This is a genomic window from Mycoplasmopsis gallinacea (assembly GCF_012220205.1).
In the GTDB taxonomy this organism is placed as follows: domain Bacteria; phylum Bacillota_I; class Bacilli_A; order Mycoplasmatales; family Metamycoplasmataceae; genus Mycoplasmopsis; species Mycoplasmopsis gallinacea_A.
The window spans coordinates 783231-809758 of the sequence record NZ_CP047225.1 but is presented as its reverse complement, the minus strand read 5'-3'; the positions used below and the strand labels follow the sequence as shown (position 1 = coordinate 809758).

Here is a 26528-nt window from a genome sequence, read left to right as displayed (position 1 = left end):
TGAATTAAACAAAATCAACGCCATAATTGATGCACTTTCAGCTAAAATGGGTGAACTTCTTCAAAAACAAGCTGAAGCTAATGCTGCTAAAAATGGGCTTGATTATGAAAATGCTACAGATGCATTTAAAAAAGCACTTGATGATCAAATTGGAAAAAATGCTGAATTTATAAATGATGTAACTAATGATGAAGCATTTTATAACCTTGATAATCTTGAATTAATTAATGCTGAAATTGACAAGCTGAAAAAACAAACTCAAGATGCAATTGATAATCTAAAAAATAACGCTAAAACCCATCTTGCTGAATCCAAAACAAACGCAGCAAATGCAATTGAAAATCTTGAATATTTAAACAATGCTCAAAAACAAGCATTAAAAGAGCAATTAAATAATGCAACAACAATTGCTTCTCATGAAGAAACTTTAGATAAATCAGTTAATGAAGTTCTTAAAGAGGCAAATGACATTAATGAATCTATGAAAGCTCTTAGCGATTTTATTAAAAAGCAAATTCAGAAAGGTAATGGAAGTGATCCATTAATTGATTTAAATTACGTCGATGCTGATTCAAGACTTAAAACTAATTTCGTAACTTCATATAACAAAGCAAAACAAGCTTTAAATAAACAAAATGGTAAAAACTTATCTAACGATGAAGTAAAAACTCTTTTAGCTACACTTAAAAATGATTTTGCTGCTTTAAACGGAAAAACTAACCGTCAAAATAAAGTAAATGAACTTCAAAACTTAGTAAATGGTGCTGCAGATGTTAAAAATGATGAAAAATTCCAAAACTCATCAGCACAAAAACAAGAACAATACAATAATGCAATTGCAAATGGTGAAAAAGTCTTAAAAAATAAAGATAATCAAACTCTTGATCAAATCAAGGGTGCAATAAATACAATTAAAGATGCTCTTTTAAAAATTCAAAACAACAAAGAAGATCTTAAAAACAAAATTAATAATCTGCCAAACCTTAACAATAAAGAAAAAGAAAACTTTATCAGCGAAATCAACAAACACCAAGAAGATGATGATCAAATTTACAATATTTACAAAGATGCTCTTGATAAAAACAATAAAAAACAAGAACTTATCAATTTAATTAATGAAAAAGAAAATCTTTCAGAAGAAGATAAAGCCAAGTTAAAAGAACACATTAAAAACAGCACTTATAATAGCGCAGAAGAATTAAATGAAGCAAAAGAAAATATTAATAATTTAGATGCTTCAATTAGTGATTTATTAAGTGATGAAAATATAAACTTAACTAATGAAAAACTTGATTCAATCATCAATCAAATCAATAATCTTCATTTAAATAATAATGATTACCTTAATTTAGTTAAGTTATTAAAATCATTAAATGGTATTAATGATGCTTTAGCTAAATATCAAGCTTCATGAGTATCTAACAAAGATTACAATGATAAAAAGAAAAATCTTGAAAATGCTATCAAGGAAAATCTAGCTTTTGTGGCTACCGATCCTAGAGTGGTTCTTCAAAATGATAGATTAATCAGACATCAAGAAATATTTGTAAAATTATCTAAAGCAGAAATTCAATTAGTTGATGCTATTTTAAATGCAAATAAGGAAGCATTTGAACAAAATATGGCAAACTTAAAACAAGTTGCTCCTGAACAATATGTAAACTTTGCTAAACAAATAGAACAAGACAAATTTTTTGAAATTGTTTCTAAAAAATCAAAAGTTTCAGCAAATGAAAAACAACAATTGTCTCAAGTAAGCTCAGAAGGAGTTTCAAAAGTTCTTTATAGCGCTTACAAAACCAAAGTTGATTCATTAAAAGTTGGTTCAGCAGCAGCGTTAAAATGATTAGTTATTATGGGTGGTGTGCTTCTTACAGCAGCAGTTATAATTTTTGGTATTGGTTTTGCTAAAAAACGTAAAAAAGGTAATGATTAAGAAACTAAATTAATTATATAAACACAATTTAGCTTATGCTATTTTGTGTTTTTGTTTGCTATTTTGCAGCTATTAAGGGAAATAAATGAAAAATAAAAAGCTTGCGAGAGCAAGCTAAGATTATGAATTTTTCGGATCAAGATATAGATCAATTTTGATTGTTAAAAACTGAAAAGTAATAAAAAATGTAGTTAAATAAAGAGCGGGAAAAACAATTTGAGCCCAGTTTATAGCTCGATATTCTCAGTTTTTTTGAAATAAAACGGCTACATTATTGTCAAAATGATATCCGTAAAAATGAATTGTTGCAATAAAGAATATAATATAATTAATTCTCCGAGCAAATAAAACCAAAACCTTTCCCACAATGTTTTTGAAAATATACTTATTTATTACTCTAAATTTATTTCCATGAATATAAAGCATATTTTTAAGTATATCTTGACCTATAAATTCTAATGTGTAATTATAACTTCAATAGCTAATTCTAATTGTTCCAGTTATAAAAATAACAATATAAACAGCTAATTTATTTTGGAAAATTAAAAGCGCAATTAAAATGGTCAAAATATCCGGAAGTGAGATAAATAAGTTAAAACCTTTGATTAAATTTTTAATAAAGAAAGATTCAGAAAAAGCCAAGTAACTTCCAAGATAAAACCCAAAGAAAAATTCTAAGATGAAAAGAGCAATAGCGATACTTACACTTACACAAAAAAGCTGCAATGAGTGAATTAAAACATCTTTACCTTGTGCATCAGTTCCTAAAATTAATCAGTGACTAAAACCTGTTTTTTCTAAGTATTCACGATGATTGAAAACAATTCGATTAAAAGGCATTCCCTCAATTTTATAATTGATTTTGTGCTGCTTTAAATTATTGATAATTTCATTTGATATTGAAGAGTTATTATTAGCTAAATAATAATCTTGATTGGAGCTAAAAATAGGCTTCACTAAGTGAGATATTTCAAAATCATGTTCATTTTTGGTAAAATGGTCACTTGTAAAAAAAAGACTGATAAACGAAAATAACAGCATTAAAAGCAAAATAGCAAGAAGAATAATATTGATTTTAGACCTGAAAAAACGCCTTAGAAAGCCGTTTTTTTCAACGTGATAGCGAATATTATTTCTTTGTTTATTTGGAGCAAATTTGAATAAATTCTGGCTCATTATTTACTTCTTTCTACAAATGGATTTAAAATGATTCTAATTAATTCACAAGCAAAATAAGAAATTGAGAATGATAAGACAATTAAATAAATTAAAACACAAATTGGCCCAACTTCTTTTTTAATTAAGATTCCGTAAATATGTTTTCAATTTCCAGGAATATTAAAATAAGCTTCTAAAAATACACTTGAAGATAAACTACCTACAAGTAAAAAAGGAAATAAAGGCAATAGAGCAACAATAGTATTTTTTAAAATGGATTTTCGAAAAATGGATCATTCTGAAAACCCTAAACTCTTATAATAAGTATAACTAGGATGTAATAAACCTTTAATTGTTTCACCCCGCACTATCTTTACTATTGCTGATTGCGAAATTAATACAATAGTTACAATCGGAAAAAGAAAGGTTGAGATTTTTTTAGGGTTGTAATTTACAATAATTCCAAAAAGGTATTCAAAATGAATTACAATTGGAATCACAATTAAAAGTGAAGTTGATAAGAATAAAACAGAAAAAAAGTTAATTAAATAATCAATATAACTTCCTTTTTTATAACCAGCTCACACACCTAGTAAATAACCTATTATAAAGCTTAAAAATTGACTAAAAATAATAATTAAGTAATTAACTTGATTATTAGATATAAAGTAAGTTCAAGCATTACGATCATTATTAGAAAAAACCGCAATACTTGTATCTACCTGTGAAAATTTAATTGCACTAAAAGTGATTAATTTTCACAGAAAAAGAAATGATTTAGTAAATGCGGTTTTATCTAAGTTATATTCTTTGCTTTGTTCTACTAAATTTATGCTTCCAAATTGATTAGATGTAAGTTTAGCTTCTTCATTTAAAGGTAGCGGATATATAGAAATTAAAATTAAATACACTAAAAAAGTAAAAGCTATAACAAAAGTAATAGAAAGAAAGAATTTTTTTAAAATTAATAAAAAGATTTTATTTTTAAGATTTAACTTTATAGTCTTGAACATAAATTATGTTATCAAGCGGAATTACTAAATCTAAGTCTTTATGAGTAATTAAGTGTGAGCTTATTTTAATAAATTTAAAGATGTCGATACCAAATGATCTTCATACATTTAAATCTTGAAGAAGTTGTACAACTGTTTCATTTGTGTGTGATTCTAAGAATCTAATTGCAAATTCTTTTGATGTACTAATGTTATGAACAAGTCAATCTCCATTATCTTGTAAGTAACCAATTCCTGCAGCTCCATTTTTGTTAGCATATGTTCATCCATTTAATTCTGCATCATAAACACTATTTCTATATAATTGCATTTCTTCAAAAGAATTAAATTTTTCTAAATCATCTCAAACAATATCACGATAATTTCCATCAATGCTTGGGTCATAAATTTTTGCTAATCTATATTTTTTAGCTTCAAAATCTTCTTTCATAGCTTTAGAAAAAGCATATAAACCAGGGAATTCAACTGCTAATGGATCATTTTCATTTAAAATTGAAAACTTATATCATAATGCAAATGGACTCATTCCGATACTATGAGTGATTTTATCTAAAAATGAATATTGAGATTGTCCACTTTCATAAGAATAAACTATATTTTGATCAATTGAGTTATATCCAGCACCATTTTCTTTACCTAAAGCTTTGGTAATTTCATCTGAAGTTGTAAGTTGAACAAAAACAGGTTCTAATCTAGGGTCGATTGATTTAATAGTATTAATTATTTGGTTGTAAATTTCTCTTTCTTTTTCGTTAATGATTCTTGAGTTATAAATGTATCATTTAACTTTTTGACCTCTTTGATCAGCGCTTAAAGAGTTGTAAAAATTATCGAGTAATTTTTTAATTTCAGCTTTAATAAGATCAAAATTTGCACTTTCATATGATTTAGTGCTATTGTTATTTTCTAAAGTTTTTACTTTTCCGTTGGCAAGAATCACTTTTAAAGTATTTATAGTTTCATGAGCATGACGTGGAGATTTCACTTTTGATGTTTCTTGGTTATTTCCCCCAATTAATGCATCTGGTGCAGCATTTGTTAATCAAGGAATAATTTGTGAACTATTATCTGAATTAACTTTTTCAGCTACTCATTTTCAGTTAATCGCACCGTTAAGTAAACTTCTAAAAGATACTGATTTAGTTTCAAATAGGCCACTAGAAATTGATTTAGATCCAAAAACATAATCAGTTTGATTCTCTGTTTGCTTTTTAAACCCACGTTTAATATCCTCGATTGTAGCACCATAAACTAATTGTGCATATACATCATTAAAAGCATGGTTTTCATAGTCTTTGCTATGCACTCCGTTTTTAATGGTGATATTTGGTGCTGGTGTGATGTTTGTCCCGGTTAATCCTTCAGATTTGTTTTTATTGATATTTTGAATGTAAGTAATGTTGTATTTACTTAAATCACTTAAATTGAGTTTTTGTAAATCATTTTGTGAATAGTTATCAGAACTTAAAATTGAATTTTCACCATTAAGGAAGTTATTTAATTTTTGAGTTTTATCTGAAACATTTGCATTTAATTTGATTGTTTGTAAAGATTTTGGAGAATTTATAAATTTTGCATCTCAGTAATTAGGGTTTTTCTTAAATGATAAAGAATTAGTGTTTGGACTACCTTGGTATGGAACGTAAGCACTAGCGTAAAGATTCTTTTCAAATCCATTTACACCATAGAAGTAAATACCAAGTTTTTTAACCATTTTATCCCCATAAACAGGAGCTTTAAGGGTTTTGTTTTGTTCATTTTTTTCTAATGAATATTGATAATCAACTGTTTGATTAAATTCAGGTTTTTGTGATAATTCTTGAATATATTGACTTGGTGCTGCAGAGAATAAATTTGAATCTTTAAGTACTAAGTTTCAGAAAGTAAAGAAGTTTCCATTATTTTGAGAAGCTTCATCATCTGTTTTAAAGACTAATTTGCCATCTTTAATTGCGTTTGTAGGATTTAATTGCTCATCAATTTCTCTAAATAATTTCACTGACACTTTATTTGATGTAAATAAATTTTCGTTAGTAAATAATTGATTATTAAATCTATCATTTACCCCAATTCTACTCATTGCTTTTTGATCAAGGAAACTAGATAATCCTTTAGCTAATTCAGCTTTCTTGATCTCTTTTTGGTTTTCATCAAGATTTTCTACATCTTTATTAAATAAATCTAAATAAGAATTTTCTCTATTGGTATGCCCAATGTGATATGAACGCATTCATGAGAATCAAAAATCTTCTGGTACAACTTTGTATTTTGTTTTAGTTCCTTTGTTATCGCTTCAATATACATTATCTCTTACTTTGATTTCGATTTTGACAGCTTGTTGCATTTTTTCTTTAAAAAAGCTGCTGTTAATAGATTCTGGATCTTCTGAAGATAGTTGTTCATAAATAAAATCTGAACTAAATGTCGACTCTGAAACATTGTCATTATTAAATGTATTGGAATTTTCTTCAGCATCATAAACAGTAATTGATTTAGCTAAATCTAAGACAAATTTGTAAGTTCCTTTTTTAACAACTTCACCATTTTTAATTGGGTCAATAATTGGTGAAGAAACTGTTTGGTTTCTGAAAAGTTTTGCACTTGAAATGGTAGCTAAAATATCATCACTTTTAATGCTACTTTGCGATTCCATTGAATTATCAAGAAAAAGAGGAGTAAAAGGAATATTCCCTTGGTAATTAATAACTAAAGTATCTTTAGCAGCAACTTTCTCATCTCCACAAGAAATAACAGCTAAAGGTGAAGCAAAAGATGTTGCAAGAATTGCTGATGAGAGTAAAAATTTATATTTTTTCATTGTCTAACCTCTTCCATAACCAAATTTAGATAAAGTTTTTTCATCATCAATTCATTTTTTAGCAATTTTAACAGTTAAGTTTAAAGTTACGCTAACTCCGAATTGATGCATCATTTTTATACGTGCATTTTTACCTATTTCTTTTATTTTAGAAGCACCTGCTCCAATTACCATACCTTTTTGAGAAGCTTTTTTAACATAAATGATTCCATCGATATCAAAATGTTCATCACTTTCTACAAACTCAGTAACTTCAACAGCAATTGAGTGTGGCAGTTCTTCTCTTAATGCATTAATAGCTGCTTCACGGATTATTTCTTTAGCTAAAAAACGCATTGATTTGTCTGTTAAGTAATCTTCATCATATTGCGCTTTCCCTTCATAAGCATATGATTTGATTAACTTTATAACATCATTAATTGATTTAGAATTATTTACATCTGTTGAAATGATGTGATTAAAGTTGTATTTATTTAACTGATCAACTTTAGCAATAATTTTTTCTGGTTGAGATTTGACTTTATCTACCTTTGAAATAACTGCAACTTTGTTTTTTACATCTTTAATTTTCTCTAAAATCATTTCATCACCTGAACCCAGTTCTTGATCTGCAGGTGTTAAGAATAAAAGTACATCGATATCTTTAAAAGTATCATAAGCACTTTTGTTTAAATGTTCCCCTAGTTTATTTAAAGGCTTGTGAATACCTGGTGTATCTGTGAAAATTATTTGATATTCATCATCAGTATAAATTCCTGTAATTTGGTCTCTTGTGGTTTGAGCTACGTCAGTAACAATTGCAACATTATATCCAATAATAGCATTTAAAAGAGAGCTTTTACCTACGTTAGGTCTTCCGATAATTGAAGCAAAACAAATCTTCATTATTTAATATCCTTTGCTCTAATGCTAAATGGAACAAGTTCTTCTACTGTTGAAATTCTAGCGCTGCTTCCATCGTTTTTATATTGATAAACTTTGGCATCTAAAGGCATGAATTCAGTCATAACTTGTCTACATCCAGCACATGGGCTAATATAATCATCTTTTTGACTAATAATGTGTATTTCTTTGAAGTTTCCAACTACTCCACCATATGCTACTGAACCAAAAAGAGCACTTCTTTCAGCACAAAGCCCAGATGGGTATGCTGCATTTTCAACATTTACCCCGTAGTATTCTTTTCCATCATTATCAATTGCAATTGCAGCCACTCTAAAGTTAGAATATGGTGCATATGATTTATCAAGTAATTTTCTTAATTTTAAAATATCCATATATTCCTCGTTTCTTGTTATATTTAAAGGATTAAAAATATCATCCACGATTTTGTTCATCAATTCTCGCTCATCTTCTTGTTCATGATCATACCCTTGAAGATGCACTAAACCATGAGTGAAAAGATAACAAAATTCCCTTTTTAATGAATGATTAAACTCTTTAGCTTGTTTTACAACTTTGTCAAAACAAATAACAAGTTCACCAAGATGATAAAAAGGCAATAAATCGTAAAGCTCATTATCTCTAAAATCAAAAGACAAAATATCAGTGACATAATCTTTGCCACGATATTCATTATTTAATTTTTTAATTTTTTGTTTTGAAACAATCGTTACATCTAAGTGAATAGGTTTTTTGATTTTGAAATATTTTGCAAAATTCTTAATGATTTTAATCATTTCATTTTCATAAAAAATATAGTTTTTTACTTCTGAATGAAAATTTAATTCGATATTTGATTTATCCATATTTCCAATTATATTAAGAAATATATTTTTTGATATTAATAGTAACTAAAAATTAAATTTTTTTAATTAAAACATAATAAATATGGTATTTTTTCACATTTAATTACAAATTAAAGAGAAAAGTAAAGAAATTCACTCTTTTTAAAGTCAGAAACACCTTACATTGATAACAATTATTAAGTTTCATTTGTTCTTTGAGAAAATCTGATTCAATTAAAATGCTATTTTCATTTTGATTGATGATCTCAATTTTGGTTTGATAATATGAAGAGTCTATTTCAAAATTAATATTGTAGCTGCTTTGAACCTCTTTACCTAAATTGATATTCTTTAGCTCCAATTCATCGTTTTGAAAAATAACTATCGCAGCTTCTTTTTTATCTATTTGAATGAAAAATAAGAAAACTAAAATAGCTCCAAAAAGAAAAAATAAGAAAAGAAAGAATAAATAATAGTTTTTGTTATTTGATTCCATTGATTGTTATCCTTTTTGAACTTGGGAAAATATATCTTTGATTATGTGAAATTTCAATAACCATTTTTGAAGCTAAAAGAATTTGAAAATATTTTTGAAAGATTTGAAAAATCTCTGTTGATAAATTCTCAAAAGCTTCATCAAAAATAATTACATCGTATTCAAAAATAAATAATTTGAGCAACTTCACAAATTGAAGCTGACCTTTTGAAAGTTCATTAATCATAGTTGTTTCAAAATCATAAATACCCACTTTGCTTAAAAGAACATCTAATTTGGTTTCTTTCAAAAGTGAATGAAATTGATTTAAATTAGCAATTGATAAATATTGAGCTAAAGAAATAGACATTTTTTGCTCATTAGAATCAATTAAAGCAATTTTTTGCTTAATTAAGTTATTCTCAAAAGGTCTTACAATTTGATTGTTAATAAGAATTTCTCCTTCATCAAAATCATTAACTCCAGATAAAATTTTTGATAAAGTAGTCTTCCCACATCCATTATTACCTTCAAAATGCATTTTTGATCAATTATGAGGTTGTCAATATTGAGCTTTTTATAGCTAGAAAATTTGTATCCTAAATAGCTAATTTTGATGTTGTTAATTCTTTGATCAAAAGCTGAAGAGCTTTTCTTTTTCTCATCAATATCTTTTGAATTATGTTCAAAAATTCTTAAAACTTCAAGGCAATCTTTGTATTTTTTATAAGTTTGCAAATGAGATGTAACATTCTTTACCGGTTTAATAAATAAAGATGCACCTGTTAAAAAGAAAATAAGTTCTGTTTTTGATAATTTATTATGTCAAGTTAGAATTGCTCCAATAAGTAAAATGAAAATAGGTGCGATAACGGAAAGAAAACCTTCAATTGAGCCATAATTAATGTTATTTGAGTAAAAATTCGAGACTATTTTGCAAGAATTATTGTTTTGATTTAATCATTTTTTAAGTAAAGTTTCATTTAAAATTGGATCATTGTTAACTTTAAAACTGAATGATAAATTATTAAAGTCATTTCCTTCTTTTAATTTGTTATTAATGATTTGTCGATAGTTTTGGTCATAATTTGTTTTGATAAAAAAGCAAATTATTAATGAAAAGATACAGTAAATGACAACTATTGAAATTAAATAAATGTTAGTAAGATAAAAAATAAATCCAGAAATTACAAAAGAAAGAAAATCAGCTAAAACATCACTTTTAAATGTCAATTCATAAAAAATGAAAAATTCATAGTTTTGCATTCTTTGGTAAATTTCTAATTCATCATATTTTTGAAAGCGCTTATTATTTAAAGTAAATAAATTCAGAAAACTTTCTTTTTTAGCCAGGCAAAATTGATCAAAGCTATACTGGTATAGTTTCTTGGTAATAAATGATTTTAAATAAGCATTAAAAAGAATGAATCAAAATAAGATCAGAAAAAGAGATAAAGCTAAATAAAGCATTGATTTTTCAATTAAAATTCCAAAAAAGATCTTATTTGCATAAGCAATTCCTAAAGTAACTAAAAAATCAATCATTAAAACACAAAAGTAGAAAATACTGATTTTTGTGCTTAAAAAGCTTAATTTTACTTTGGATTTTTGAACTTTTTGTTTTACAACTATCTTTTGGAAATCTTTATTTAGTTTAAATTCAAGAACTACATTTTGATAAATGATTTCAAAATCTTCAAGTTTCATTTTGACATCACCTTTTTTAGGGTCATAAAAATACACTTTTCCTTTTCTTATTTTGTGTAATATTACCATATGATTGAAATTATTTTCCCTAATAATGGTTGCGAAAGGAAATTCATCACTTTCCAGTTTTTGCAAATTGCCAGCGGGGCATTTAAAGAAATTTACTTCAAGATTATTGCTACTTGCTAATTCTTTTAATTCAGAAAGACTTAGTCCTTTAGAAGAAAGATTAGATTCGTCTTTAAGTTTTTCAATTGAAATTTTTTGCTTGGTGAATTTTTTGATAAAAAACGATAGCACGATAAGTGCACATTCATTAGAAGAAATTTGTTTTGCTTTCATACACTTTTAATATAAATTTTCGATGATTTAAGTAGCGAAAATAAACTAAAAAAACAAAAAAGGCAATTTTTTCCTTTTTTGTTTTATTGATTAATAAAAATTATTTAGTAACTATTTGAATGTCAAAATTATATTTTGAACTATAAATAATTTGCACTATCTGATTGGTTTCAATTGCATTTAGTTGTGATTGGCACAATCTTTTAAATTCAATTAATGGTCAAGCAAAAAATTTTCCTTGCTCAATACTTTTTAATGATTCTACTGGGATAATTAGTTCTACTTTAGGTAAAATTTCAAAGCTAAATTGTTTTTGATCCGCTTTTGGTTTTTCTAAGAAAATTTTGGTATTTAACACTTTTTGAAATTCGTTAAAGAATTTAAAGTTAGGATCTTTATTTATATCAATTCAAGTTCTTTCATGAATTGCTTCAGTGTGAGTCATAAGTTCATTTATGCTTTTATATGGTCTTGATGCTCATTTACGAATTGATAAGGTTCATATTGATGGGTAATATCAAAATCTTCCATCAATATAGTTGATTTTCATTTTTTTAACCCGTTTAATCTTCATAGCCATTTTTTGCTAAAAATTTAGCAACTCCTTCATTATCATTTGTATCAATAATAATTTTAGCTACTTTTTTAACTTCTGCAACTGCATTCCCCATTGCAATTCCGCAGCTGGCATTTTTAATCATTTCGAAATCATTTAAAGCATCACCAAAAGTGTAGCTATTTGCTGTATCTAAATTCATATATGCAAAAGCTTTTTGTACTGAATTTCATTTATTTGATCCTTTTGGCATTATATCGATGACAGAACTTTGAGATTTAACAAAATAAATATTTGAAGATACTTTTTCAATTTCCGTTAGTGCTTTTTCTAAAATTGAAGGCTCAATTTTCTGTGCAAGAATTAAGAATTTTATAAAATTTAAATTTTGAGTTTCTTTTGAAACTTGTGTTTCGGTGTATTTTCAAGAGTATTTATAGCTTGGATCTTTCACTTTTGGATAAATCATTTTTTCAAATCATAAAGGATTGTGAATATTTTCTCCAAGCATTTGATCAAGTGCATAAGCCAGAAAATCGATTTGGTATTTTTCTAAAATTAAGGTAATTTGTTCTGCATCTTTTTGACTAAAAGTGTTGCTATAAATTATTTTTTCTGTTTTTGGATCGTAAATAGCAGCTCCGTTAGCACTAATAATTGGGGTTTGGATATTTAATAGCTCTATAATTTCCTTATTCATATAATAAGGTCTACCAGTAGCAATAAAAACTAAATGATTTTGAGTTTGTAAAAGGTTAATTTGCTTAATTGTTTCTTTGGTCAAAACTTTATCACTTGTTAAAAGTGTGCCATCTAAATCGAAAATGAATTTTAAATTAGTGCTTTTCTTGTCCATATGTAGCGTTTTTACCATGTTTACGTAAATAGTGTCTTGTGATAAGCGCATCTTGCGCTTGGTGTGAATCTAAATTTGAAACAATTAATGTGTTAATAGCCATTTCAGCTACCGTTTCAAGTGTAAGAGCCATATTAACAGCATCTAATGGTGATTTAAAACTTCATGCAAATGGTCCATGTTCTTTGACAAGTGTTGCTGGAGTTGCTTTAAAGTCTAAGTTTCTATTTTTAAATGTTTCTAAAATAACTAAACCGGTATTGTGTTCATATTCTGAATCAATTTCTGCTGGCGTGAGCGCTCTTGCACATGGCACAGATCCATAAAAATTATCTGCATGAGTTGTTCCGAAGCAAGGAATGTCTTTTCCTGCTTGCGCAAAAGCTACTGCATGTTTGCTGTGGGTGTGAACAATTCCCTTCATATCAGGGTTTGCTTTATATAAGAGTGTATGAGTAGGAGCATCTACTGATGGTTTATATTTTGAATCATAAATATTATTTTCTAAATCGGTAATTACCATATCATGGTAAGAAAGTTTATCATATGAAACTCCACTAGGTTTAATTACCATAAATTTGCGATCACGAGTAATTCCTGAGACATTACCTCAAGTATGAATAACTAATTTGTAATCAACAAGCTTTAAATTTGCTTCATATACTTCTTTTTTAAGAAGTTCAATTTCATCTTGGTATTTTTTTTGGTACTTTGTAACGCATTAATTATCTCCATCTACATTGGATCAGCATTTTTCATAAAACTCTTTAGCATCTAAAATGTACTTAATAGCTTCTTCTTTAGTTTCATTTGGATCATTTAAAGATCACATTTCAATCATAATCGGTTGATTTAATTTGTGTTTTTTAAGAATTTTAAGCATATATTCAAAATCAACAGTTCCACTTCCGAAAGGAGTGTCTCTAAATTTACCCGGAACTGTGTCTTTAAAGTGGAAAGCTACAAGTTTATTTTTAGCAATAACAAGTTCATTTTCTAAATCTTCTTTGTGAGCTCATTGATATACATTTCCTAAATCTGGGTAAATTCCAATGTAAATACTATCAAGTTTATTAACTCAAGTTAAAGCTCTTGAAATAGTTCCCATAAAGCGAGTATCCATAATTTCAAAAGCAAGCATAACTGAATGTTTAGCAGCTATTTGCAGTGCTTTTTGCATTCCTTGATAGAAGTATTTTTTAGTTTCTTCATCAGAATTTTCATAATATACATCATACCCAGCTAATTGAACGGTCCTAATACCAAGTTTTTTAGCTAAAATAATAGCTTTTTCCATAATTCAAAGAGCTTTTCTTCTAATTTTTGGATCTTTTGAGCCAAAAGGATATTTACGATGACCTGAAAGAGTCATAGAATTAAAGTTAAATTGATGTTTAACTAAAAGCATTTGTACTTGTTGAATTTTTGCATCACTTCAAGATAATCTTTGTAATCTCTGTTCTGATTCATCAACTGAAAATTCCATAAAATCATAACCAGATGCTTTAGCAATTAAAATTTTCTCTTCAAGTGAAAATTTATTGTTAATTGCTTTTTCATATATTCCGATAAGTCTATTCTTTTTCATATTAACTTCAATATTTGTCAAATTCATCTTTAAATGCTTTAGCTGCAAGTTCTGGATTTTCTGCATCTCTTAAGCTACGACCAGCAATGAAAATGTAAATTGGAATATCTTTAAATAATTTAATATCTTCTAAAGCTACACCACCTGTGACAGTAACTTTGAATCCCATTTTTGAAAGGCGATCAACTGCATTAATATCTTTTTCACCTCATTTAACACCTGAAGCTTGTGAATCTCTACTTCTGTGTCATACAACTTGTGGAACATTAGCTTCTTGTCAAGCTTTTGCTTGTTCTCAAGTAAAGTTAGAAGTCATTTCAATTTGAACTTCATTTGTATCTTTGTATTCTTTGGCAACTTTCATTGTTTCTACAATAGTAGGAAGCTCAGCTGCACAAATACATGTTGTATAATCTGCTCCATTTTCAAAGAACATTTTTCCAAAAACTTTTCCTGCATCAGCAATTTTTCCATCTGCAACAATGATTTTATCTGGAAAGGCTTCTTTAAGAGCTTTGACAGCTTTTTTACCTTCTGATGCAATTAAAATTGTTCCAACTTCAATTACATCAATGTATTTTTCAACTTTTTTAGCTGAGTTAATAGCATCTTCAATAGTTAAGTTGTCTAAAGCGATTTGTAAAAGTGGTTTTCCCATTTTTGCTCCTTTTTATTGAATAACATATTTTGTATAATCAACAGATTTGATTATTTCGACAACTTCTTCTTTAGTTTTTGAAGAAGCTATTTTGTCAATGTTTGTTTCATCTTCAAAAACAGCTACAATTTGTGGAATTGCTACTTGTGTATGCACTTCTCCATCTTTTGCTGCAAGACACATTAAAATTTTTACTTCTTGACCATCATCAAATTTAACTGGTTCTTTTAATGTTACAAGTGAGAACCCATTTGATAAAACAGCATGTTCTGTATCGCTAGCATGAGGCATTGCAAAGTTTTTGGCAATTATGTAGTAAGGACCATATTTTTCTGTTGAATCTAATATTTCTTGATAGTATTTTTCAGTAATAACTCCAGCTTTTTCAAGTGGCTTGCAAGCTAATTTGATTGCTTCTTTTCATGAAGAAGCTTCCTGTTGAATTTCAATTGAATTATGAGCAAGCAAACTTTCTAAAAGATTTAATCTTTCCATTAATTAATACCTTTTTCTTTTGCATCATTAAGAGCTGCTTTAATTTCATCTAGATTCATAATATTTTTAAGACCATAAACTTGAGCCTTTGTATTAACTTCTGAAACAAAGTTTTGTGTACATAAAATAACATCATAGTTATTTGCCACACTTTTTCCTTGTCCAAGCCCAAGAGCTTCAACTGATCCGTTAATCCCAAGTTCTTTAAGTGCTTGACTAACTTTCATTTTAATGATCATTGAAGTCCCCATTCCGCTTCCACATAAACATAATACTTTCATAAGTACTTCCTTTGAAAATTTAATTTTGTTACTAATTTTTGTTTTTGTTTTGAATTTACTAATTAAATAAATTAGTTTATCTAATTAGTGGTTGTATGTTTGAATGTTTAATTTAAACATTTTTTGTAAGAATGTAGGTTCTGATTGTCTTCCTGAATCAACAATTTGTGAGAATGCAACAAGTGATCCAATAGCACCAGTAAATACAATTCCACCTACAACTGGGTGTAAGCTTCCAAATCCGATCATTGGAGCAAAGAATACGTTTCAGTCGAACATTCCTAAGTATCCTGTTCCAAATACGTGTGCTGCATCACTAACTTTAGGAGCATTTTGCACAAATGCTTCATGCATTTTAAGTAAGCTAAGACCAAGTGATGATAATAAGATTTCACCAAACCCAAAGATTGCAGGAACAATTAAAGCAGCTTTGAATCCACCAGAAGCATTAGCGAATACCCCGATTGATCCAGAGTTGAAGAATAATGTAATAAATAATGGGATTGTGATATCTAATTTAAAGTGTGGTCCAAAATTAATTTGTGAAAGACCGATTAAAAGACCTGTTGCAATAAATTGAGCGATTGTTCCGCTAACAAACCCATATGTTACTGAGTTTGAAGAAAATCCATATGTAGCAGCAACATCAACTGCAACCACAGCACCTGGAGCAACTTTTTCTGTAATACCTTGGAATGATTGTTGTAATTCACTTACGAACATTCTAACTCCTGTTTGGATAACAAGAATACTTCCTACAAGTTTAAGAGCTCCTAATAAGATGTTAAAGATAAAGAACACATTTCCATCTACTGCTCAGTTAGGTAATAATACTTTTGTTCATTTGTATGATTGACCATCAAATACTGATCCGATTGGGTTTTTAGCCGCAATAATAGCAATTAAAATTGTGAAAAGAATTAACATAATAAGTGATTGAGTAAAAATATTATCTTCAAACACTTTTAATTTTTTAGGAAGAACCATATTTTCAGCTGATTGTTCTTTTTTACCAAAGAATCTTCCAATTTTGTAAGCAAGTGAAAGACCTAACATTTGTTGGTGACCAACACAGAATCCAGCACCTTGTGTTACAGCATCAGACCCTTTAATAGTAGCTGTTGACCCAATTCCTCAGTAAAGACCTAAAATTAATCCTGAAATAAGAATAATTCCAGTTTGTGCACCGTAACTTAATGCGGTGTTACTTAAGAAAAGAGAAACTGTTATTCCAGCTACAACCATAGCTGATTGTTGGAACATAACATGTCCTGTCAACATAATTGAGTGCACGTTTGTTCAACGACGGAATACTACTAAAACTAAGTTAATAGCAAATCCAATAAGAAGAGCATAAGAGATAAATGCTGAAATGTTTTGACCATTTAAGGCTTTTAAGAAGTTTTCAGCAGATGTTCATCCTGTGTAAGGATCAAGTGATGTAACACCAGCACCTAATTTAGAAATTTGAACGAAAATTTCTTTTGACATCCCTACAAGGATTCCTGATCCAATTGATAATACTAAGATACCGATAGCGGATTTAATGAAACCTAAAATAGCATCTCTAATTCCACGACCTAAAACAAGATATCCAATAAATACAATTGAACCAATTAAGAACGCATTAACACCTAAGAAGTTGTCAATGATAACTCTTTTTAAATAAAATACAACTCCGGCACCATTAAAGCCTGTACCATCTTTTAAACTAAAGTGCGCAATTGTCATTGTGATAAGCATCCCAACAACAAATACAGCAATTACAGCAAATAAAATAGCAAGAGTTTTAATAGTCTTTTTTGTACCATCAGTCATTTTAGACATATTTTCCTCTTTCGCAAGTTGCTAAGGCAATTTGCACGTATTATTAATTAAGATAATTTCAATTCTTTTTTAAGTTCTTTTAATTCCGCTGGAACTTTACTTTCGTCATAAACTCTAGGTTCATCGAAAGCAAGAATTTCTCTAGGGTTATTTACAAGCATATCTTCGATAGCATCTTCAGGAACTCCAATTTGTTTCATTAAAGGAATGAATCTATCAAATAAGTATGCAAGTCCAAATGTTTGTTTACCTTTGGTTACCCCATAGTTTCTTTGGTAAAGAATTCTACCTGCATCTAAACTAAGTGTAATGTGTTTTTGTAAACCTTTATCCACTAAGTATTTAATGTTTTCTGCAAGTGTTGAATCTGGGTAGTATTTAACACGGTCAGGTCCATCAAAACATAATGTCACACCTGTTTCTTTAATTATTTTTTCATAGTAGTATTTATCTGGGTTTTTGTTAAGGTGTGAGATTTGAATTTTTCTTGGGTTAGCACCAAAACCAATTAAGTGTTGTGCAACTTCAAGAGCCATTGTTCCAAGTTGTGTATGAACTAAAATTGGACAACCTGTTTGAATTGATGTTCTAGCTGCAACTTCAAGTGCTTTTAATTCAAGTCTGTCAATAGCTGCATATCCTGTACCAGCTTTAATAATTCCAGCTTTGGCTTTTGAACGTTTAACAACTGGTCCACTGTAGTTGTATTCATCCATACCTTCTTCAATTTCAGCAACACACATTTTAACAATGTCATCTGTAGGTACAACTGCTAATCATGAAGATCATTTGTCATAGAATTTAGCTTTGTGGAATCCAGTAGACATAATAATGTTTGCTTTACCTTCAAAAGCTTTAGCAATTTCTAATGTTCTGTGTACGTCTCTACCAACATTTGGTGGATCCATTGTTACGATAGTTTTTCCTCCACGTTCAAGAAACTCTTTAAGTTCTTTTTTAGATGCTTCAACATCTAACATTAAAAAGTCGATGTGTTCTTCAACTTCAGGACCACCATTTTTAATGAAGTGATCGTGACAATCTGTCACACCTAAGTCTTTTGGTGAAATATCACCTAGGACTGTTCTTACAAATTTTCCTAAGTTTGACACTTTTAAAACTTAAAACGACGAATAACCCTACAATATAGAGCTATTCGTCGTTTTTATATCACAATTCCTATATAGTAAATTTTACGTCTTCACATTTACCAATAGTTTCAATTGGTTTAAGTCCAAGAACTTTTAATATAGTTTTGAACTCTTCAGATTCTTCTGATTTAATATAAGTATTTATTTCTGGGATAATTGATAATTTTTGATTTTTAATTGATTCAATTATTTTATTCGTAGGAAGCGGATAACCACAATATTCAAGAACAAATTCTAAATATCTTTGAATCGTGAGTGCAAGGAAGCAAATTAAAAAATGTCCTTTGATTGTCTTTTCAGTTGAAAGATAAATTGGTCTTACTTCAAAGTTTGTTTTCATCACTCTAAAACTTTCTTCTATTTTTCAAAGTTTTGAATATTGTTCAATAATTTCCATTTCATCCATATCTTCATGAGATGTTAAAATTCCATAAAATCCATCTGCGGCTTCATCTTTCAAAATCGCTTGATGATCTAACTCAACTTCGTTAGCTGAAAGTTTTAAATACTTCTTACCACCTCTTTTCATTTCTGATTTTATAGCTGATAAATTGAGTAATTTTTCAGCTTTTTTAATAAGTCTTTCACGATCTTTTTTATCTTTTCTTTGTCTCTTTCCAGAGAAAGTTAAAATCAGTTTATTGTCAATTTCATAAAAGGTATTATTAGATTTAAAAAGCTCTTTGTGATCTTGTTTTTTCACACTGAATTCTTCATACATCATTTTATATGTATCAAGATCATAAATTCCTTCAATTTTATTTTCTTTACCTTTGATTTTGTAAGCCATTATGTAATCGTATCCTGCTTGTTTTATGGCTAATAAGTTACTTTTTGAGTTTAAACCTCTATCTGCAACAATAGTAATTTTATCTATACCTAAGTCTCTTTTTATATTCTCTAAAACAGGTTTTAAAGTCAAGAAATCAGATGTGTTTCCAGGGAATAAATCATAATAAATCGGTATTCCCATATCGTCGATTAAAAGACCTAAAACAACTTGAGTTTGGTTAACTTTATTGTCTTTTGAAAAACCAAATTTTCTAAGTTCATCAGGTATAAAACTTTCAAAATAAACAGTTGTAACGTCATAGAAACAGAATGTTAAATTTCTGTTAATTTTGTCTACAAATTGTTCATTTAAATGTTTTAAAATATCCGCTTTTTTATCCTGTAAAAACTCAAGTGATCTATAAATGTCTTTCAAACTATCATCAAATTTGTATCAATATTTTTTAATTTTTTCAACTGAACTTCTTTTAGAAGATGGTTCTAAAATTCTTGTTAAAATTAGCATTTTTGTAATTGATGCTAGGTCATATTTTGACCTACTATTTTTCTTTTGTAAGTCATTTAAGAAATTTGGTAATTCTAGATAATTTATGATTTCTTCGTAAACTAAATTTCCATATCCTTTAATTTCTGTTCCTTTAAATTTGTCCAATTTTAAAGAATTCATGATTTGTAAAATTTGTTCGTTTCTATCTTTTTGTTTTTGATTTTTCTTTGAACTAACAGATTCTTTTAATTCTTCAATGAAGTTTGGATTATCTTTTGTAAGATCTTCTAATTTACCTAAAAATTTTACTTCTCTAATTTTTGGTTTTTTAGTTTCTTTATCTCAATATGATTCTACGATTCTTACATATTGTGTTTTATTCTTTTTGATGATTTGTACTGATGCCATAATTTGTCCTTTTTACCATATTATACCATATATTTACTATATATGAAATAAAAAAATAAAAAATTTCTTAATATATGTAATATATTAAGAAATTCAAAAAGTCTTAAAAAAGACCAAAGTGTCAAAGTTAGGAATTTTTCCATATTGCTCCTTAAAAATAGAATAAAAAAGTATTTGTAGCGGATTTCCATCTACATTAATATTACATTCCTTTTTGGAGCTTATTTTTTGATAAACTTGAAAATAATTTTCACTTTAATGGTATAAAACAATTCTAAGACCTTATTTATCTATATATTAGTTTTATAAATGGAAATTATTTCCATTGCGTGAATAAAAAATTCATTTTATTTCCATATTTTTTCCACATTTAGCTAAAAACTATTAAAAAGAGCTAAAAATGATTAAAATTTTAAGTAATTATGAATAAAATAAAAAAAGAAGTCTCTAGACCTATTATTAATTCAATTTCTGGATTATCAAAAACAGATCATAACATCATTGAATTTATCAATAAATTCCAAGAACCTGTGTTTGATTTAACTATTAATGATTTAGCTGAGTTTTCTGGTACATCAGTATCAGGGGTTTCGCGGTTTGTTAAAAAATATAACTTTAAAAACTATCAAGAGTTTAAAGTTCAAGTGAATTTAATAATCCAGAAATTTGAAAAAAACTACACAATTAATAATAATGACTCATTTTCTACCATAATTTCTTCACATCGCTTTGCAATTGATAGCCTTTATAATGAAGTTGTCTTAGAAAAAATCAAAGAAGCAGCCAAAATCATTAATCAAAGTAATAAAATCCTTATTCAAGGAAGCGGAAGTAGCAAAAGAATTAGTGATAATTTGTATGCTAATATTTTAAAAATCGGAAAAACTCCAATTAGTAATTCCGATTTTCACGTCTTTTTCCCATCAATTTCAAATTGTAATGCTAACGATGTTTTAATTCTTTTCTCAAATAATTTAAATACTCCAGAGCAAATTTTTTCAATTCAAATCGCCAAGGAAAACAAAGTGAAAATAATTGTTATCACCTCAAATGAAGATAATGAATATGATCAGTTTTTTGATGTAAAAATAGTGTATAATAAAATTCACTCTTCTTACATTGATGTTCCACTTTCATCAAAATTATCACAACTTTTAATTACTGATTTACTTTTTCAAGCGCTGATTTTAGAAGATTCAAACCTTGAAAACAAACTTCATAATTCAAGAAAAGTGATTAATCGATGATTAGAAATTGGAAAAGAAAACATATCAAATAAAATTCACAAAAAGTAAAACTTTTATAAAAATTCAAGAAATTAAAAAAACCTCCTTTTCTTGAGGTTTTTTTAATTTCATAATTTAAAGCTTTTCTATAATAAATGAATCAAAAACAGCTTTAAATTTGTCTTTTACATTTTTAAGTTCATTATTAAAGAAAGGTACTCCTATTATCCCGTAATCACTTTCTTGTTTATGTAGATTTAACTCAGCTTTTTCGTTTATTTCTAATAAAAATTTTTCTTTTCATAAATCATGTTCAATTAGATGTTGACCTTTGGGCTCTATGTATGTTTGAATATTAGAAAAAACATTTTCTTTTGCTTTTTTCTTCCTAATAAATAAGAAGAAATCTGGTTCAAATCTTGAACCATCTTCAAATGAATATATAGCTAATTCTGAATTTCTCTCATTTTTAACTAGATAAAATTCACATTCTTTTTCGTTCAAGTCTTTTTGGATATGTTCACTAAAATACTTAACAAAAGCTTTTTCTTCTGAAGTGCCATAGTTTTCATTATAAACATATCATTTTTTATCTTCTAAATTCATTGCGATTTCATCATTAAGAGAGTTAGATTGAGCATCTCCATAACCATTTTCAATGATTTTGGTCACCTTAATTTTTTTATCTTTTATAACATCTCTTATATTTTTAGCAGTAAATACATTTGTGCCAAAATATTCATCTTTTATAGAACTAATATAACGCTCCACTTCGCTAAAAACAATTTTTAAAGAACTAAAAATATCATTACCAGAAATTCTTTTCCCTTCTGAATAAATAAATTTAATAGTTACATTTCCTAAAAACATTTCATCTGTAAGAAATTCTCTAAGTGTTTTTAAAATTGGAAATCTTTCTTTTAAAAAACTAAATTTTAGTTTATCAAAACATTCACTAGCACCTAAAACTATGTTATAGTCTAAGTCTTTTAATTTAATCTCGAATACATTCTTCTCTTTTTGATAATTAAAGTTTTGATCAAATTCGTCTTTTAATAAACTAAACACCTTTCCTCTAACATCTTTAATTTCATAAGTAAAAACTTTGTTTTTAATGTCATCATCTATGCTTTTAATAGTTTTTCTATCTTTAATTACTCTACGATTAGAAAAAACTATTCCGTTCTTAAAAAAATCTGTTTCTTTAAAGCTATTTTTAACTTTATAAGTTAATATTTTTGATGTTTCATTTTCCATACCGGTGTAAACTAAAGCTTTTTTAAGTTCATAAATATATTTAGAATCATTTTTACTATGAAAATACATAGTTTCTAAAATTCTATATTCATTATTAATATCATTGTCGTATTTTCTTTTAAATTTTTCTTGTTCATCATTAATAACAAAAGGACAATATCTAGCTCCTCTACCAATTAACTGTGCTTCTTTAATGGTGTAAGCCCCAACTTTTCCTGACTTATTATTTCCTTGTCTTGTGTCATATAACCTAACAATATCGTATAAATTTAAAACATCTCACCCTTCATTTAGCATATCAACTGTAAAAACAGCTCTTATATGATTAGAACTATCTTCTAAAGAGTTAACTAAAAGTTGTTTTTCTTTAGTGTTATCTGTTTTTTGGTTCATAATTACTAAGTTTTCTTTTTTAAAACTATTAATTAACGAATCTTTTAAAAGATTTAAAGAACCTTTTTTATTTTTAAAATAATCAAGCGCTTTTTTTAATATTTCTATATCAGAAGAATATAACTTTTCTAATTCCTCTGCTTTTAATTTGCCTATTTTTGTATTAAATTCTTCATAAAATTTTTCTGATTCTTGGATTTTCTGAGATTTTAATAGAATTACTGGTTTTTGATTAATCTTTAAATCAGAAAAAAGAAATTTTCTATATTCACTTAAAACAAGAGCTATAAGAGTTCTATCTCAAAGTGTTGAGTTTGTAGCAAAATTTTCAAAATCTTTTGTGTAACCACTTTCTCTAAAATACTTTAAAGGATAATCAAAAACAATTTTATCTATGTATTTTTCTTTTACATTTTTGTCATTAATGTCACAAGTTGCTGTAAATTCCAGCATAATTGAGTCTTTATTTTTTTCAAGAGCATTCATTATTGAAGTCTCTCAACTATTTTCCAGTTCTTTTTCTTTTCCTGTCTTTTTAGTTGAAGAATTTATGTGATGACTTTCATCTGAAATAAAAACTATTTTTTTATTTTCAAAATCATCATAAGTAAGAGAATTTTCTCTTGTTATAAATAGATCTAAATGTAATTTTTGAGTAGTTGTAAAACAAATATTTATATCATCATCAATTAAATTATTTTCTTGTATTTCTTGAAAGTTCTGAACTTCTTTAATTTTTATCTTTTTCCCTAAATAATTAATTTCGTCGTTAAAGAGATATTTATTTGATAAATTATTTAAAAAATTGTCTTTTGTTTTTTCAATAACATTTGTTTGGTTAACAAAAAATAAGAAATTTCGATAACCTTTTTCATAAAGGAACAAAATAAGACTTGCCATTATAACAGTTTTACCGCTTCCAGTGGCCATGTGAAAAAGAGTGTGAATATTTTTTGTTTTATTATCTTCAGAATTTTCACTTTCAAAATGAATAACGAAATTCTCGATCGCTTCTTTTTGGTAATCTCTTAATTGTATTTTTTTAGAGAGACCTTGAAAAATAATTGATGGTATTTCTATTTTTTTATTTAAATATTTTTTGTGTACATTTATTGATTCAAATAAAAAACCCATTTTTAATTTTCTCCTTTATAAAAGGAAATTGTAAAATTAATTTCTTCTTCAGTTAGGTTATTATCTTGATCGTTAATATCTGCATAATTTACATATAGTTTATTTTTATCAACCAATAATTTTAGTGCTTTCTTTTTATCAGATAATTCAAGTTCAGAAAAATTTTCATCAGCCATTTGTAATTCTTGTTTTGTCAAATAAGGAATTATTCTTTTGTCGTTATAAACTTTTTCTTTTATTTTTTCAATATTATCCGTTGTTGATGAATCTATTTCTTTAATTAAATTATTAGAATCTTCTTTTAATTCGCAATAAACAAAAGAACCGCCACCTTCTCAATTAACAATTTTTGAAACACCACCTTTTTCACCTTCGATTACTTTTTTAAGACGCTCAACAGTAATGTTTTCTATGTAATCCATTTGTTCTACACCGATATATCTACGACCCATTTTGTGAGCTACAGCAGCTGTTGTACCTGAACCTAAATGAAAATCAAGAACAATATCACCTTCAGAAGTTGCGCTCTCAATTATAAATTGAAGTAAATCTTCACTTTTTGGGTTTGAAAACACTTTTTCCCCAAATAAATCTTTTAAATGGGATGTTCCTTGGCTATTACCGATTTTTACAACACTTTGAATTGGTAAAACATTTTCTTGAACATAATACATTTTTCCATTTATATCCTGAACATCATTAACATCTACAAATTCTTTTTTAATTACATTTTTATAGTTTTTTATTAAAATTTCATCTTTGTTTCAATGCTCTTTAAATTTCTCTATTTTTCATGTTCAACGTCCTAATTTATTACCATCTCTTTTTGGAGGTCTTATTGGCACATAACCTAGACTAATTAAATATTCATCATTTTCATAAACATCTTCTTCAGTAGAGTTTTCTCTAATTTTCTTCGGATCGTAGTCACTAATTGCTATGGCGTGAATAATTTTGTCTCCTTTTACAAAAACTTTGTATTCATTGTAACCGACATTATTTTTATCAATTAAACTTTTGTTTTCAAAAAGTTCTTGATTCTGTTTTTCTTGATAATAAATAGTGTAACCAAGATTAGTTCTATCAATTAATTTGTTACTATTTCCGGTGACGCCATTACCTGTACCTTCATAATAATAAATAGTGTAACCAAGATTAGTTCGTTCAATTAATTTATCTTCGCCTGATGATGCTCCCGTATCTCTTCCTAAATAATATTTACCTTCAAAAACCTCTTTTTTGACACTATTTTTATATGTTGCTAAAAGATCTAAATTTCCTTTTGAATAGCATAAAATGTATTCGTGATTTTTTTGGATTTTTTTAGAATCGTTTTGTGTATTACCTTTTAATTGAATTAAGTTTCCATAAAAACATTCTTTACCAAAAATATCATCCATAAGAACTTTTAAATATGCTTGTTCATTGTCATCACATTGAACAAAAATTAAACCATTGTCACTTAATAGTTCTTTAGCTAATTCAAGTCTGTTTTTCATGAACACAAGTCAAGTAGAATGATTGAATTTATCATTGTATTTAAAAGTATCGTTTCCTGTATTATATGGAGGGTCAATATAAATACACTTCACTTCTCCTTTGTATCTTTTTAATAAAGTTGATAATGCAATTAGATTATTACCTTTCATAATTAAATTATCATTTTCATTAAATGTAATATTTTCTTCAACACCGTTTTTAGAATACCTTTTTGCTTTTGTTAGAACTTTTGGAGATAACATTCTTCTAATTTCATTTTTAGCAATAATTTCATGATACATTTTTTCTTCTCTTTTTTGATCATCCTTACTTTGTCCACCTTCTAAAAAACAATCTTTATAAGGGAATGATAAAACAACATCTTGTGATCTTGAAAGATAATTATGATTAATATCAGTTAATCCTATTTTGTTTTTATAACTTGTATAACTATCAGGAAGAAATTCTTTTGAATCTAAGAATCATCAAAATTCTTGTTTATCAAAAACCAATGTATCGCCAACTTGTGTAAAAAAAGATTCTTTTATTTCTTTATCAGATAATAAAAGTTCTATTAAATCTTTGTCCATTTTTTCAGTATCTTCATAAACTTTGGTTTTTAATATTTTGTCATCGTTTGACAAATATTTATCAACTGTCCTTAACAATGATTCTACTTTTTTTAGCATTTTTCTCCTTGCTTTTGCTGTTAGATGTAATTTGCTTGTATTTAATTTATTTTTAAAGTCAACTAATATAAGCAT

General features: G+C 27.3%; 22 protein-coding genes and 1 pseudogene. 2 read left to right on the top strand and 21 right to left on the bottom strand.

Features of this window, described 5'->3' with window-relative positions; genetic code table 4:
• Positions 1–46: 46 nt before the first annotated feature.
• On the top strand, positions 47–1936 hold the full coding sequence (locus GOQ20_RS03270) for a GA module-containing protein (protein WP_167845382.1): 1890 nt from the start codon (positions 47–49) through the stop codon (positions 1934–1936).
• Positions 1937–2056: 120 nt separating this feature from the next.
• On the opposite strand, the gene GOQ20_RS03265 is transcribed toward GOQ20_RS03270, so the two are convergent.
• The 19 genes and pseudogenes from GOQ20_RS03265 to GOQ20_RS03175 form a co-directional block, all read right to left on the bottom strand.
• The gene (locus tag GOQ20_RS03265; RefSeq protein WP_167845381.1) at positions 2057–2977 is read right to left on the bottom strand and encodes a hypothetical protein; all 921 of its coding nucleotides are present in this window, start codon (positions 2975–2977) and stop codon (positions 2057–2059) included.
• A gap of 134 nt (positions 2978–3111) precedes the next feature.
• Positions 3112–4005 (bottom strand): ABC transporter permease subunit, encoded by an 894-nt coding sequence (locus tag GOQ20_RS03260; protein WP_167845380.1) that lies wholly within the window; start codon positions 4003–4005, stop codon positions 3112–3114.
• Between the two features lie 73 nt (positions 4006–4078).
• Entirely contained in the window at positions 4079–6925 is a 2847-nt protein-coding gene (locus GOQ20_RS03255; RefSeq protein WP_167845379.1) for an OppA family ABC transporter substrate-binding lipoprotein, read from the bottom strand.
• 3 nt (positions 6926–6928) lie between these two features.
• Complete coding sequence (era, locus tag GOQ20_RS03250) at positions 6929–7810, bottom strand: GTPase Era (protein ID WP_167845378.1); 882 nt, start codon at positions 7808–7810, stop codon at positions 6929–6931.
• Positions 7810–8202, bottom strand: a complete 393-nt coding sequence (gene cdd / locus GOQ20_RS04870; RefSeq protein ID WP_167845612.1) for a cytidine deaminase — start codon at positions 8200–8202, stop codon at positions 7810–7812. Before cdd ends, era begins: the two co-directional genes overlap by 1 nt.
• Positions 8203–8208: 6 nt before the next feature.
• Positions 8209–8604: pseudogene (gene ybeY / locus GOQ20_RS04865) on the bottom strand (rRNA maturation RNase YbeY); the annotation flags it as partial.
• Between the two features lie 172 nt (positions 8605–8776).
• On the bottom strand, positions 8777–9148 hold the full coding sequence (locus GOQ20_RS03235) for an MAG1140 family protein (RefSeq protein ID WP_167845377.1): 372 nt from the start codon (positions 9146–9148) through the stop codon (positions 8777–8779).
• Positions 9135–9668, bottom strand: coding sequence for an ATP-binding cassette domain-containing protein (locus GOQ20_RS03230; protein ID WP_167845376.1), 534 nt, complete (start codon positions 9666–9668; stop codon positions 9135–9137). The genes GOQ20_RS03235 and GOQ20_RS03230 overlap by 14 nt, the downstream gene beginning before the upstream one ends.
• Positions 9560–11176, bottom strand: coding sequence for a cysteine peptidase family C39 domain-containing protein (locus GOQ20_RS03225; RefSeq protein WP_167845375.1), 1617 nt, complete (start codon positions 11174–11176; stop codon positions 9560–9562). Before GOQ20_RS03225 ends, GOQ20_RS03230 begins: the two co-directional genes overlap by 109 nt.
• A 100-nt stretch (positions 11177–11276) precedes the next feature.
• Positions 11277–11756, bottom strand: coding sequence for a hypothetical protein (locus tag GOQ20_RS03220; protein ID WP_167845374.1), 480 nt, complete (start codon positions 11754–11756; stop codon positions 11277–11279).
• Complete coding sequence (locus GOQ20_RS03215; RefSeq protein ID WP_167845373.1) at positions 11740–12588, bottom strand: HAD family hydrolase; 849 nt, start codon at positions 12586–12588, stop codon at positions 11740–11742. The genes GOQ20_RS03220 and GOQ20_RS03215 overlap by 17 nt, the downstream gene beginning before the upstream one ends.
• Positions 12569–13273: an L-ribulose-5-phosphate 4-epimerase AraD gene (gene araD / locus GOQ20_RS03210; RefSeq protein WP_167845611.1), complete on the bottom strand. Its 705-nt coding sequence runs from the start codon at positions 13271–13273 to the stop codon at positions 12569–12571. The genes GOQ20_RS03215 and araD overlap by 20 nt, the downstream gene beginning before the upstream one ends.
• A gap of 36 nt (positions 13274–13309) precedes the next feature.
• Positions 13310–14203, bottom strand: coding sequence for an L-ribulose-5-phosphate 3-epimerase (locus GOQ20_RS03205; RefSeq protein ID WP_167845372.1), 894 nt, complete (start codon positions 14201–14203; stop codon positions 13310–13312).
• The gene (locus GOQ20_RS03200) at positions 14178–14834 is read right to left on the bottom strand and encodes a 3-keto-L-gulonate-6-phosphate decarboxylase UlaD (protein WP_167845371.1); all 657 of its coding nucleotides are present in this window, start codon (positions 14832–14834) and stop codon (positions 14178–14180) included. Before GOQ20_RS03200 ends, GOQ20_RS03205 begins: the two co-directional genes overlap by 26 nt.
• 12 nt (positions 14835–14846) lie before the next feature.
• On the bottom strand, positions 14847–15329 hold the full coding sequence (locus GOQ20_RS03195; RefSeq protein WP_318028577.1) for a PTS sugar transporter subunit IIA: 483 nt from the start codon (positions 15327–15329) through the stop codon (positions 14847–14849).
• Entirely contained in the window at positions 15329–15610 is a 282-nt protein-coding gene (locus GOQ20_RS03190; protein ID WP_129620633.1) for a PTS sugar transporter subunit IIB, read from the bottom strand. The genes GOQ20_RS03195 and GOQ20_RS03190 overlap by 1 nt, the downstream gene beginning before the upstream one ends.
• A gap of 84 nt (positions 15611–15694) precedes the next feature.
• On the bottom strand, positions 15695–17437 hold the full coding sequence (locus GOQ20_RS03185) for a PTS ascorbate transporter subunit IIC (RefSeq protein WP_233091212.1): 1743 nt from the start codon (positions 17435–17437) through the stop codon (positions 15695–15697).
• A 47-nt stretch (positions 17438–17484) separates the two neighbouring features.
• The gene (locus GOQ20_RS03180; protein ID WP_167845608.1) at positions 17485–18540 is read right to left on the bottom strand and encodes a phospho-furanose lactonase; all 1056 of its coding nucleotides are present in this window, start codon (positions 18538–18540) and stop codon (positions 17485–17487) included.
• Between the two features lie 76 nt (positions 18541–18616).
• Entirely contained in the window at positions 18617–20275 is a 1659-nt protein-coding gene (locus GOQ20_RS03175; protein WP_167845019.1) for an IS1634 family transposase, read from the bottom strand.
• Between the two features lie 422 nt (positions 20276–20697).
• On the opposite strand from GOQ20_RS03175, the gene GOQ20_RS03170 reads away from it, so the two are divergent.
• Positions 20698–21570 (top strand): MurR/RpiR family transcriptional regulator, encoded by an 873-nt coding sequence (locus GOQ20_RS03170; RefSeq protein ID WP_167845370.1) that lies wholly within the window; start codon positions 20698–20700, stop codon positions 21568–21570.
• Positions 21571–21636: 66 nt separating this feature from the next.
• Here the strand turns inward: GOQ20_RS03170 and GOQ20_RS03165 are convergent, their stop codons facing one another.
• Together GOQ20_RS03165 and GOQ20_RS03160 are read right to left on the bottom strand one after the other, a co-directional pair.
• The gene (locus GOQ20_RS03165; protein WP_233091211.1) at positions 21637–24285 is read right to left on the bottom strand and encodes a DEAD/DEAH box helicase family protein; all 2649 of its coding nucleotides are present in this window, start codon (positions 24283–24285) and stop codon (positions 21637–21639) included.
• A gap of 2 nt (positions 24286–24287) precedes the next feature.
• Entirely contained in the window at positions 24288–26453 is a 2166-nt protein-coding gene (locus GOQ20_RS03160; protein WP_167845369.1) for a DNA methyltransferase, read from the bottom strand.
• Positions 26454–26528 lie beyond the last annotated feature (75 nt).